This is a genomic window from Rahnella perminowiae (assembly GCF_019049695.1).
GTDB classification, from domain to species: Bacteria; Pseudomonadota; Gammaproteobacteria; order Enterobacterales; family Enterobacteriaceae; genus Rahnella; species Rahnella perminowiae.
Genome location: NZ_JAFMOT010000178.1, coordinates 114,669 through 127,079, shown reverse-complemented (window position 1 = coordinate 127,079; position 12,411 = coordinate 114,669). Strand labels below are relative to the sequence as shown.

Annotated in this window: 11 protein-coding genes; 4 read left to right on the top strand and 7 right to left on the bottom strand. The window is 52.8% G+C overall.

The window, feature by feature from the left end:
• Genes rsmA through apaH form a run of 3 tightly spaced genes read left to right on the top strand, consistent with a single transcriptional unit; the run spans window position 1 to window position 2,070 of the window.
• Window positions 1-828, top strand: coding sequence for a 16S rRNA (adenine(1518)-N(6)/adenine(1519)-N(6))-dimethyltransferase RsmA (gene rsmA / locus J1781_RS14320; protein ID WP_129953229.1), 828 nt, complete (start codon window positions 1-3; stop codon window positions 826-828).
• Between the two features lie 4 nt (window positions 829-832).
• Complete coding sequence (apaG, locus tag J1781_RS14315; RefSeq protein ID WP_129953230.1) at window positions 833-1,210, top strand: Co2+/Mg2+ efflux facilitator ApaG/CorD; 378 nt, start codon at window positions 833-835, stop codon at window positions 1,208-1,210.
• A gap of 5 nt (window positions 1,211-1,215) precedes the next feature.
• Complete coding sequence (gene apaH / locus J1781_RS14310) at window positions 1,216-2,070, top strand: bis(5'-nucleosyl)-tetraphosphatase (symmetrical) ApaH (RefSeq protein WP_129953231.1); 855 nt, start codon at window positions 1,216-1,218, stop codon at window positions 2,068-2,070.
• Between the two features lie 72 nt (window positions 2,071-2,142).
• Here apaH and folA read toward each other — a convergent pair whose 3' ends face one another.
• The 3 genes from folA to J1781_RS14295 form a co-directional block, all read right to left on the bottom strand.
• Window positions 2,143-2,628: a type 3 dihydrofolate reductase gene (gene folA, locus J1781_RS14305; protein ID WP_129953232.1), complete on the bottom strand. Its 486-nt coding sequence runs from the start codon at window positions 2,626-2,628 to the stop codon at window positions 2,143-2,145.
• Window positions 2,629-2,896: 268 nt separating this feature from the next.
• The gene (locus tag J1781_RS14300; protein WP_165383731.1) at window positions 2,897-3,361 is read right to left on the bottom strand and encodes a threonine/serine exporter; all 465 of its coding nucleotides are present in this window, start codon (window positions 3,359-3,361) and stop codon (window positions 2,897-2,899) included.
• Window positions 3,358-4,167 (bottom strand): threonine/serine exporter family protein, encoded by an 810-nt coding sequence (locus tag J1781_RS14295; protein WP_129953234.1) that lies wholly within the window; start codon window positions 4,165-4,167, stop codon window positions 3,358-3,360. The genes J1781_RS14300 and J1781_RS14295 overlap by 4 nt, the downstream gene beginning before the upstream one ends.
• 105 nt (window positions 4,168-4,272) lie before the next feature.
• Between J1781_RS14295 and J1781_RS14290 the strand changes: the two genes are divergently transcribed.
• On the top strand, window positions 4,273-4,887 hold the full coding sequence (locus J1781_RS14290) for a LysE family transporter (protein WP_129991302.1): 615 nt from the start codon (window positions 4,273-4,275) through the stop codon (window positions 4,885-4,887).
• A gap of 57 nt (window positions 4,888-4,944) precedes the next feature.
• Here the strand turns inward: J1781_RS14290 and kefC are convergent, their stop codons facing one another.
• The 4 genes from kefC to carA all read right to left on the bottom strand — a co-directional run bounded on the left by kefC (window position 4,945) and on the right by carA (window position 11,984).
• Window positions 4,945-6,798, bottom strand: a complete 1,854-nt coding sequence (gene kefC, locus J1781_RS14285) for a glutathione-regulated potassium-efflux system protein KefC (RefSeq protein ID WP_217139517.1) — start codon at window positions 6,796-6,798, stop codon at window positions 4,945-4,947.
• Window positions 6,791-7,345: a glutathione-regulated potassium-efflux system oxidoreductase KefF gene (gene kefF / locus J1781_RS14280; RefSeq protein ID WP_217233784.1), complete on the bottom strand. Its 555-nt coding sequence runs from the start codon at window positions 7,343-7,345 to the stop codon at window positions 6,791-6,793. Before kefF ends, kefC begins: the two co-directional genes overlap by 8 nt.
• Before the next feature lie 246 nt (window positions 7,346-7,591).
• Window positions 7,592-10,816, bottom strand: a complete 3,225-nt coding sequence (gene carB, locus J1781_RS14275; RefSeq protein ID WP_129953238.1) for a carbamoyl-phosphate synthase large subunit — start codon at window positions 10,814-10,816, stop codon at window positions 7,592-7,594.
• Window positions 10,817-10,832: 16 nt separating this feature from the next.
• Window positions 10,833-11,984 carry a glutamine-hydrolyzing carbamoyl-phosphate synthase small subunit gene (gene carA, locus J1781_RS14270; protein ID WP_217233783.1) on the bottom strand — a complete coding sequence of 384 codons (1,152 nt, stop codon included), beginning with the start codon at window positions 11,982-11,984 and terminating at the stop codon, window positions 10,833-10,835.
• Window positions 11,985-12,411 lie beyond the last annotated feature (427 nt).

Sequence of the window (12,411 nt, the reverse complement as noted above, 5' to 3'; positions counted from 1 at the left end):
ATGAATAGTAGAGTCCACCAAGGTCACTTTGCCCGTAAACGTTTTGGGCAAAACTTCTTAACCGATCAATTTGTTATCGATAGCATCGTGTCGGCCATTCACCCTATGCCGGGCGAGGCTGTCGTTGAAATCGGTCCGGGTCTGGCGGCATTAACTGAGCCTGTTGCTTCACGCCTGGACAGCATGACGGTTATCGAACTTGACCGCGATCTGGCTGCGCGGCTGGAAACCAATCCGAAATTTCAGGGCAAATTGCGGGTTATCCAGTCTGATGCGATGAAAATCAATTTTGGCGAGTTGTCGGAAGAACTCGGTCAACCGCTGCGCGTGTTTGGCAACTTGCCGTACAATATTTCCACACCGCTGATGTTCCACCTCTTCACCTATACGAATGCCATTAAAGACATGCACTTTATGTTGCAAAAGGAAGTGGTTAACCGTCTGGTTGCAGGGCCGAACAGCAAGGCGTATGGTCGCTTAACGGTCATGGCACAATATTACTGTAATGTGATCCCGGTTCTGGAAGTACCGCCGGAATCCTTTACACCGGCGCCTAAAGTCGAATCGGCGGTGGTACGTTTAGTGCCACATGAAGTGATCCCGTACCCGGTACCGGATATTCGTATTCTGAGCCGTCTGACCACCGATGCTTTTAACCAGCGTCGTAAAACTGTGCGCAACAGCCTCGGCCATCTGTTCACTCCTGAGCAAATGACCGAACTGGGCTTAGATCTCAGCATGCGTGCTGAAAATATTTCAGTAGAACAATTTTGTAAACTGGCTAACTGGTTATCAACACGACCTAAAACCCCGGAACTTCAGGAGTAGCGCTATGCTTAATTCGCCCCGCGTTTGTGTTCAGGTGCAAAGTATCTACGTTGAGTCACAGTCGATACCCGAAGAAGAACGTTTTGTCTTCGCTTACACCATTACCATCCGCAATCTGGGGCGTTTTAGTGTGCAACTGCTCCGCCGTTACTGGTTGATCACTAACAGTAACGGCCGTCAGACTGAAGTCCAGGGCGAAGGGGTTATCGGTGAACAACCGCTGATCCTGCCCGGCAATGAATTTCACTACACCAGCGGTGCCATTTTAGAAACGCCGCTGGGCACGATGGAAGGCCATTATGAAATGGTCACACAAGACGGTGAAACCTTCCGTGTGCCTGTTCCGGTCTTCCGGCTCGCCATCCCTACGCTGATAAATTAATCCTCATGTCGACATATCTTATTGGTGATGTTCACGGCTGCATCGATGAACTCAAGGCGCTGTTAGCGCAGGTGGATTTTAATCCGCAAAAAGATGTCCTTTGGCTGACGGGTGATTTGGTCGCCCGCGGTCCGTCCTCGCTCGAAGTGCTGCGTTTTGTCAGCGGCCTGGGGGATTGTGTCCGGATGGTGCTCGGTAACCATGATCTGCATCTGCTGGCGGTTTATGCCGGGATCAGTTTCAACAAACCGAAAGACCGCATCACTCCTCTGCTTGAAGCCGAAGACGCTGACGAACTGCTCAACTGGTTACGCCGCCAGCCGGTCATGCAGGTTGATGAAGATCTGAAACTGGTCATGGCCCACGCGGGGATCACGCCGCAATGGGATCTCGACACCGCTAAAATGTGCGCCCGTGAAGTGGAGGCCGTATTGAGCAGCGATACCTATCCGCTGTTTCTTGATGCGATGTATGGTGATATGCCGAACAACTGGCATCCTGACCTGACCGGTCTGGCACGTTTGCGTTTCAGCACCAACGCTTTCACCCGCATGCGTTACTGCTTCCCGAACGGACAGCTGGATATGATCTGCAAAGATACCCCGGAAAACGCGCCGAAGCCGCTGAAACCCTGGTTTGATATTCCGGGTCCTTTACAGGAAGCAGGATACAGTATCGCATTCGGACACTGGGCATCCCTGGAAGGGAAAGGCGCGCCGGAAGGCATTTATGCGCTGGATACCGGTTGCTGCTGGGGTGGTGACCTGACGATGTTGCGCTGGGAAGACAAAACTTATTTCACTCAGCCTTCAAACCGCCAGAGCGAAAAACAGCACTCTGAGATCCCAAAGGCTGTGTAAGCAAACAGCGGGTATACAGACAGCAAAAAGGCACCTGAGAAAGGTGCCTTTTTATTTCACGCTGCCGTAGCATCAGGCGCGGCGATCAAGAATTTCGAAACAATAACCGTGAGAATTCTGCTCATCCGCATCGTGGAATTCGCTGAATGTGCTTTCCCAGTCATCCGGCTCATAATCAGGGAAATGCGTATCCCCTTCCACTTCGGCATCGATGTGAGTCAGATATAAACGGTTGGCCTTCGGCAGCAACTGCTCATAGACACGGCCACCGCCCATTACCATCACTTCTTCCACGTCACCGGCAGCAGCCAGTGCAGCCTCAACAGACGTCACCCAGGTCACGCCTTCATGCTCACCCGGTTTAGAGCTGATGACAATATTCAGCCGGCCTGGTAACGGGCGTCCGATTGACTCAAACGTCTTGCGTCCCATGATGACGGGTTTATTGAGCGTATTACGCTTAAACCAGGCCAGATCACCAGGTAAATGCCAAGGCATAGCGTTTTCCATGCCAATAACGCGATCGGTCGCCAGTGCGGCGATCAGGCTAATAATCATTGTGATGCCCTGTGTAGAAAAAGAATTTGTGCGTGACCCCAAAAAAGAGCTGCCACTATACGGAAAGCCCCATCAGCCGTCGATAGGGAGACGGGCGCTTTATAAAGATATAAGAGAGCTCTTACCCTGCCGGGATATTCTCCGACAGAAGTACCAGTTCCGGCGGTAAAGCAGGTTCAAAAACCGGAAAATTTCGCTGTAATCCAGTCGAAAATGCTGAGCCATACGTTGGCTTGTTGTATTGCCTATCCCCGTTGTACAACAGTGCTTACACACCGGGGCGTTTACGGTACAGCCATAATCCCGGTAATGATAATCCGATAGATAATGCCCCCACGATAAAGCTGGCTTTCAGAAAATGGGTAAGTGCCGACGACACTAACGCTTCGCTGTAGCCCAGATGCGAAATTTCCACCACAGAGATCATCGCCGTGTAGGCAGAAATACCGGGGAACATCGGGATAACGGCGGCAACGGTGAAAACTTTAGGATGTGCCAGTAACCAGCGTGACCAGCGAATGCCCAGAATACCAATCAGTATAGCCGCCAGCAGGGAGGCCCACTCGATGTTCATCCCGCCATGAATAAGCATCATCCGCGTACCGTGGCCAAGCGCACCGAGCAGCGCGCAATACCGCAATGCCCGCGGGGGTACATTAAACACCATCGCAAAGCCCAGTGCAGGCACGGCGGCAAAAAGCATATCCTGGATCAGTGCCCATAAAAGACTCATGACCACCCCCGCAGATCCCACAATGCCATTGCCATGACCACGCCGATGCAAGTCGCCAGAGTCAGCAGGCTGGCCATCGCCCAGCGCGCCAGACCGGTATTCACATGGCCTTTGAACATGTCCGCCACGGCATTAATCAATGGAAAACCCGGTACCAGCAGTAACACACTGGCAGCCATCGCGACGTTTGATGACTGATGGAAGACGTCCAGCCGCAACAGCAATCCTGAAACCGAAGTCGCCACAAATGCCGTACAGCAAAAGTTGATCAGCGGATTCATATGCCGCGCAGTGAGGCTCTGGCGTACGGCCATGGCGATGCCACTGGCGAAAAAAGTGACCGTGAACGCATCCCAGCCGCCACCATTAAGTTTGCTGAAGCACCCGCAGGAGAGCGCCACCATCAATACCATCAGCCAGCGCGGATAGCGCAGCGGTTTGATTCTATGCAGACGTTTTGCCACCAGCGTACTGTCGAGCAGCTTATGCTCAGCCAGGATCACCGTATGCTGGACTTCGGTCACAACCTGCATGTTGATCCCGCGGTCGACATTTTTTCGCGTCGAGGTCAGACAGTAACCGCCGCTTAGGGTGCTGAGCACAATCGCATTGGCGGAGATCGAACTTTCCACCCTGTCCATTCCCAGCGCGACGCCAAGCCTCGCCGATAGCTGTTCAACCAGCATACTTTCGGCGCCGTGCTGCAACAGCATCAGGGCACATTCGATGCACAACCGGGTAATTTCACGTTGATGATGCGCTCCGGGGCTTTCGCGCACCGGGTATTCTATGACCGGATCCTGCATACCATTCACCGCCCGCAAAAAAAGCAATAAGAGTGATTTAACTTACTGAGGATTGGCGTATCATGCCGCCTTCTTTTGCTCCGAACATTGACGACGGTTATTTTCATGCTTGAAACCACCCTTTTTGTTGCCAGTATTGCCTTCCTCGGCATGCTTTCTCCCGGTCCTGATTTCTTTCTGGTCATCAAAAATGCGGCACGCTATCCGCGCATCGCGGCACTCACGACGTCACTGGGCGTAATTTGCGGCGTGATTACACACATGTCTTACTGTGTGGCCGGTCTGGCAGTGGTGATTACCACCACGCCGTGGTTATTCAATTTGCTGAAATACATCGGTGCGGCATATCTGATCTGGGTCGGTATTCAGGCGTTATTCTCACGCAGCAACAGCAAAATGAACCTCGACGGGATTGAGCCACAGCAGGTGAAATTGCGTGTAGCGTTCATGCAGGGTTATCTGTGTAACCTGCTAAATCCTAAGGCAACATTATTCTTCCTGGCGATGTTCACGCAGGTCTTGCAGATCAATTCCACCTTCGGAGAAAAGCTGTGGTACGCCTCGATTATCGTCGGTTTGTCGGCTATCTGGTGGCCGTCGCTGGCTTTGCTTATCCAGAGCCCGCCGGTACGTCGTGGTCTGGCGAAAGCTCAGAAACTTATCGATAAACTGCTGGGCGGTGTGCTGATCGGTTTAGGCATTAAAGTCGCACTGAGCTGAGTCCGGAAAGGAAAAAACCGGTGCGTCAGGCACCGGTTTTCTGTTTTAACAGGCGGCTTAAACTTTCGCTTCAATCACCTCTTTCTCAGGCGCTTTGCCGTCAATACTGCCACGCCAGCCCTGTTGCTGACCGGAAGCCAGACGAACCTGATCCTGCTCGATGGCGGCTGTCAGCATGTCTTTCGCACGCTGCATACTGGCGATACGGAATTCGGTATCTTCGTAATTTCCGAGGGTAGCTTCCAGCATTTTCAGATTATAACGGCGGAACAGATCGGCTTTTTCACGGGCTTCATACGCATCCAGCCCCAGCACTTCCAGAACATCGCGGCCAACGCGCAGTGAGCCTTCAAACAGTTCGCGTTCCGGCGCTTCAACACCCAACTGACGCAACTGGTACCAGTGATCGACATCGCGGGCGCGGGCAATCACTTTCAGATTAGGGAAATGCTCTTTCGCCAGCGCCGTCAGCTGAAGATTGGCTTCCACATCATCGATGGCGTTAATAAGCACTTTGGCCTGGGCGGCACCGGCAGATTCGAGCAAATCAACGCGCGTGGCATCGCCGTAAAATACTTTGGTGCCAAATTTACGCAGCGTTTCAATGTGATCCGGATCGTGATCTAATACCACCGTGTGAACGTTATTAGCCAGCAACAAACGACCGGCAATCTGACCAAAGCGCCCGAAACCGGCAATAATCACCTGCGCATTTTCGTCATCAATGGTGTCATGAGGGCGATCATCTTTCGGCGCATTACGCTCAAGACGGGCCGACAGCACCAGCAGTAACGGCGTTACCGCCATGGAAAGTGCCACCGCCAGCGTCAGGGATTTCGACCACTCCACCGGTAACACACCGGCCATTTGTGCGGTGCTGAAAATCACGAATGCAAACTCACTGCCTTGCCCGATTAAGATGGCAAACAGCCCACGCTGCTTTTTCGGCACGCCCAACCAGGGCGCGATCAGCCAAAGTAAAGCGGCTTTCAGTGCCATAAAACCCACCAGCAATGTGGCGATCAGCAGCGGCTGATGGACCAGCGTGCCAAAATCGATGGACATGCCGACGCCGATAAAGAACAGCCCGAGGAGCAGGCCCTTGAACGGCTGAATATCGCTTTCCAGTGCGTGGCGGTATTCAGAACTTGCCAGCAATACACCTGCCAGAAATGCGCCCATTGCCATCGACATACCGGCCATTTCCAGCAAAATGCCGAAGCCGAAGACCAAAAACAGCGCAACGGCACTGAACACTTCACGCATGCCTGAGCGTGCGACAAAGTGCAGCAATGGCCGGGTCACGTAGCGTCCGAGCAACACCACAAGTACCAGCGCACCGGCCACTTTGGCCGCCGACAGGCCAAAGCTCATCAGCGTTGTAGCTTCACCGGTACTCGCCAGTAACGGGATCATCGCCACCAGCGGGATCGCGGCGATATCCTGAAACAGCAATACCGCAAAGGCGCTGCGGCCAAGCGGAGAAGGCGTCAGACTGCGTTCACTCATCGCCTGCATGGCAATTGCCGTGGAGGAAAGTGCCAGCGTCAGGCCGATCAGCAGTGCAATTTTCCAGTCCAGCCCGAGGAAATAACAAAATACGCTGAGCACCGCACCGCAACCCACCATCTGAATGCTGCCGCCGCCAAAAACCGAAGCCCGCATCGTCCATAACCGTTTAGGGTCCAGCTCCAGGCCGATGACAAACAGCATCAGCACCACACCAATTTCTGCGAAGGTCAGAATTGACTCCGCATCCGACACCAGTTTCAGCCCCCATGGGCCAATAATACAGCCCGCAATCAGGTAGCCCAGCACCGACCCCAGTCCAAGACGCACTGCGATGGGCACAAACAGCGCCGCCGAGCCCAGATAAATGAGCCCTTCGATCATCAGGTTATGGTTATCCAAGACTCACCTCCGGCAGGCAGCCTTCCTTCAGACTCAGACAGGCGGTTAAACGGCGACGATATTCTTCGCCCGCAGCTTTGAGCGCCACTTCATCGCAAATGAACGTGTTGTGCACGGCAAAATACGGCAGCCAGTGCATGCCGCAATAAATGGCCGTCGCCTGCAACGGCTGCGCCAGCACGTCAAAATCAGGATGATCACCCAGTTCAAAATGATGCTCATTACCGCCCGTTGTCACGGCCCACAGACAATGTTTACCGTTCAGTGCATTGCCTTCATGACCATACGCCCAGCCGTGTTCGAGCACTTTGTCTATCCACAGTTTCATCAATGGCGGCAGGCTGTACCACTGGATCGGATGCTGGAAAACCACCAGATCCGCGCGTTCAACGGCTTTCTGTTCAGCAGTGATATCGATATTGAAATCAGGATAGAGGTCGTAGAGCGAACGCACTTCGACATCAGGTAAATCGCTGACTGCTGAGAGCAACCCCTGGTTGGCCCGGGAATGGCGCGGATAAGGATGGGCGTAAATTATTAAAATCATGCAGGTCTCTTGTCTTATTAGCTTTACTTCAGCATACGCAATTTTGGGCTTTCCGGATAAAACTCCAACCGTTATACCCAAATAATTCGATTCGCAGGAAGGCAGCAAGTGATGGGATCCGATGAGCTTATTCAGATAAGTGATTCGGGGGACCGGATGTAACTAACGCATCTGCGAATTAAAGTATGACGGGTATAAAAGAAAAAGGCGCAGCTTTCGCCACGCCTTTATAAAACAATGATGCCATTAACCTTTGATTTTCGCGTGCATTTCCTGCACTGAAATCACCTGTTCAGTCGGGTCAGAAGACAATGCCATCGCTGTCGCGAAACCGCCGTTCAGCGTCGTGTCATAATGCACTTTGTATTGCAGCGCACTGCGCCGGATAAGCTTGGAGTCTTCAATCGCCTGCCGTCCTGCTGTGGTGTTGACGATATACACATATTCGCCGTTCTTGATACGGTCCTGAATATGCGGACGACCTTCATGCACCTTATTAACCAGACGCGGGTTAATCCCGGCTTCGCCCAATACCACCGCCGTACCGTGTGTTGCATCCAGCTCAAAACCACGTTTCAGCAGTTTAGCGGCCAGATCCACCACACGGCCTTTGTCGCCTTCACGAACCGACAACAGTGCGCGACCGGCTTTCTTCATACCGGAATTGCTGCCCAGCTGCGCTTTGGCAAAGGCTTCGGCAAAAGTACGGCCAACGCCCATGACTTCACCGGTAGAACGCATTTCCGGCCCCAGAATCGGGTCAACACCTGGGAATTTATTGAACGGCAACACCACTTCTTTGACAGAGTAGTAAGGCGGGATCACTTCTTCAGTAATACCCTGCTCTGCCAGCGTCTGCCCTGCCATTACGCGCGCGGCAACTTTCGCCAGCGCCACACCAGTGGCTTTGGAGACAAACGGAACCGTACGCGCAGCACGCGGGTTCACTTCAATCAGGTAGACTTCGTTATTCTTCACCGCGAACTGGACGTTCATCAGGCCACGTACGCTCAGTTCAAAAGCCAGTTTCTCAACCTGCCGGCGCATCACATCCTGAATTTCCTGGCTCAGTGTGTAGCATGGCAGTGAACACGCAGAGTCACCGGAGTGTACGCCCGCCTGTTCGATGTGCTCCATGATGCCACCAATCAGCACGCGCTCTCCGTCGCAGATCGCGTCAACATCAACTTCTACGGCATCGTCAAGGAAGCGGTCCAGCAGCACCGGCGCATCGTTCGACACGCTGACAGCGTTCTGGAAATAACGGCGCAGGTCGATTTCGTCATAGACGATTTCCATTGCACGTCCGCCCAGCACATAGGACGGACGCACCACCAGCGGATAGCCGATACCGGCGGCTTTCTCAACAGCCTGCTCGATAGTCGCCACTGTGGCATTGGCTGGCTGTTTCAGTCCCAGACGGTTAACCGCCTGCTGGAAACGTTCGCGGTCTTCAGCGCGGTCAATCGCATCCGGGCTGGTGCCGATAATTGGCACACCAGCGGCTTCCAGTTCACGCGCCAGTTTCAGCGGGGTCTGACCACCGTACTGCACAATCACGCCTTTCGGCTGTTCGATACGCACGATTTCCAGCACATCTTCAAGGGTCACGGATTCGAAGTACAGACGATCCGAGGTGTCATAATCGGTAGATACCGTTTCCGGGTTACAGTTAACCATAATGGTTTCGTAACCGTCTTCGCGCAGCGCCAGTGAGGCGTGTACGCAGCAATAGTCGAATTCAATCCCCTGCCCAATGCGGTTAGGACCACCGCCCAGTACCATAATTTTCGGTTTGTCATTGGTCGGGTTAGACTCGCACTCTTCTTCATACGTTGAATACATGTACGCGGTATCGGTTGAGAATTCCGCCGCACAGGTATCCACACGTTTGTAAACCGGATGCAGGTTGTATTTGTGACGCAGTTTGCGCACTTCACTTTCTGACACGCCGACCAGCTTCGCCAGACGCAGGTCCGCAAAGCCTTTGCGTTTGAGCATACGCAGATAGTCCTGGGTCAGAATATTGAAGCCACCTTCGGCCACTTCATTTTCCAGTTTCACCAGTTCTTCAATTTGTACCAGGAACCAGCGGTCCACGTTGGTCAGATTGAAGATACCGTCAACGGACATCCCGGCACGGAAGGCATCCGCGATGTACCAGATACGCTCGGCACCGGCTTCTTTCAGTTCGCGACGGATTTTGGTCAGTGCTTCCGGGTCATCCAGGCTGACTTTCGGGTCGAAACCGCTCGCACCCACTTCCAGACCGCGTAACGCTTTTTGCAGAGACTCCTGCTGCGTACGGCCAATTGCCATCACTTCACCAACAGATTTCATCTGTGTGGTCAGACGGTCATTAGCACCGGCGAATTTCTCGAAGTTGAAGCGAGGAATTTTAGTCACAACGTAGTCGATAGAAGGTTCGAACGACGCGGGCGTTTTGCCGCCGGTGATATCGTTCATCAGCTCATCGAGGGTATAACCTACCGCCAGTTTCGCCGCCACTTTGGCAATCGGGAAGCCGGTCGCTTTGGAAGCCAGTGCTGAAGAACGGGATACGCGCGGGTTCATTTCGATAACAATCAGACGGCCATTTTTTGGATTCACCGAGAACTGAACGTTGGAACCGCCGGTTTCGACGCCGATTTCACGCAGCACCGCCATCGAGGCGTTACGCATGATTTGGTATTCTTTGTCGGTCAGGGTCTGCGCCGGCGCTACGGTGATGGAGTCACCGGTGTGGATACCCATTGCATCGAAGTTTTCAATGGAACAGACGATGATGCAGTTGTCGTTTTTATCACGCACCACTTCCATCTCGTACTCTTTCCAGCCAATCAGCGACTCATCAATCAGCAGCTCTTTGGTCGGGGAGAGATCCAGACCGCGTTCACAAATCTCTTCGAATTCTTCACGGTTGTATGCAATACCGCCACCGGTACCGCCCATGGTAAAGGAAGGACGGATAATGCACGGAAAGCCAACGTCAGCGGCAACCGCCAGCGCTTCTTCCATAGTGTGTGCAATGCCAGAACGTGCGGTATCGAGACCGATTTTTTTCATTGCCACGTCGAAACGGCGACGGTCTTCGGCCTTGTCAATGGCGTCTGCGGTCGCGCCAATCATAGTCACGCCGAATTCTTCCAGCACGCCCTGACGTTCCAGTTCCAGTGCACAGTTCAGTGCGGTCTGACCGCCCATGGTCGGCAGCACGGCATCGGGACGTTCTTTTTCAATAATCTTGCGCACCACTTCCCAGTGAATTGGCTCGATGTAAGTCGCATCGGCCATTTCAGGGTCGGTCATGATGGTCGCAGGGTTGGAGTTCACCAGAATAACGCGGTAACCCTCTTCACGCAGCGCTTTACACGCCTGCGCGCCGGAGTAGTCAAATTCACAAGCCTGGCCGATAACAATCGGACCGGCGCCCAGAATCAGGATGCTTTTTATGTCTGTACGTTTTGGCATTTTTTATTCGCTCCTGTTATCTGGCGTTGTTTGTGCGGAAAGCTTCAATCAGTTCAATAAAGTGGTCAAACAGCGGTGCCGCATCGTGCGGGCCCGGGCTCGCTTCCGGATGCCCCTGGAAGCTGAAAGCCGCTTTATCGGTACGGTGTATACCCTGCACCGTATGGTCAAACAATGATTTGTGCGTCACGCGCAGGTTGGCTGGCAGGTCAGATTCATCAACTGCAAAGCCGTGGTTCTGTGCGGTAATCATCACGATATCTTTATCGAGATCTTTTACCGGGTGGTTACCGCCGTGGTGACCGAGTTTCATTTTCACGGTCTTCGCACCGCTGGCGAGAGCCAGTAACTGATGGCCGAGGCAGATACCGAAGACAGGAATGTCGGTTTCCAGGAAGGTTTTGATGGCCGCGATAGCGTAGTCGCAAGGCTCCGGATCGCCCGGACCATTGGACAGGAAAATACCGTCCGGATTCAGCTTCAGCACGTCAGCCGCCGGAGTCTGCGCCGGAACCACTGTCAGGCGGCAACCGCGATCGACCAGCATGCGCAGGATATTGCGTTTCGCACCGTAATCGTAAGCCACCACGTGGAATGGCAGATCTTCGGCTTCCTTTGCTGCAGGCAGTTCGTCTTCCAGCGTCCAGCTGCCTTGTTGCCAGCTGTATGATTCGCTGGTCGTCACTTCTTTCGCCAGATCCATGCCTTTCAGGCCGGGGAAGGCTTTAGCTTTTTGCAGCGCCAGTTCTGCATCCAGTGAATCGCCCGCGATAATACAGCCGTTCTGTGCGCCTTTTTCACGCAACAGACGGGTAAGCTTGCGGGTATCAATATCGGCGATGGCAACGATGTTGTTGCGCTTGAGGTAATCAGAAAGATTTTCTTCACTGCGGTAGTTGCTGGCAATCAGGGGTAAATCGCGAATGACCAGACCTTGAGCGTGTACTGCGGAGGATTCTTCATCAGCGGCATTGGTGCCGACATTACCGATATGGGGATAAGTGAGAGTGACAATCTGGCGGGAATAGGAAGGATCAGTGAGGATTTCTTGATAACCGGTCATCGACGTATTGAAGACCACTTCCCCCACTGCCGACCCTTCTGCCCCGATGGCCCGACCGTGGAATTGGGTTCCGTCTTCCAGAACCAATAGCGCTGACTTTATCAAAGCATCCTCCAAGAATAATAAATCACAATATCTGCATATTAATTCAGATAACCCGATCTAAATCAATGCAAAAATCGCTCCCGAAGCCAATTTTTGGCAAATTGCGCGCATTCTAATGATGGCAGCCGGGTTTGTCTACCAAAAGCGCCAACATTTCTCTGTTTTTCGCACAACTCAATGAAAACAGGCTTTCACTGCCATAAAAATACAGTCTAAGTAACTATAGTAACCGTTTGCGGAGGAGGATGTCTGAAAAATGACGAGGAACAAGGAAGTGTTACAGGCAGGAATCACGGGCATGTACAAAAAACAAACAATAGCCCTTCTGAAAACAGAGGAAAAGATATAAAAAGAAGGTTAATTAAAGAAAATAAACTCAAACCACTCTTTTCATATAAAAAGAGAAGGGCAATCAAGGAACTGCCCT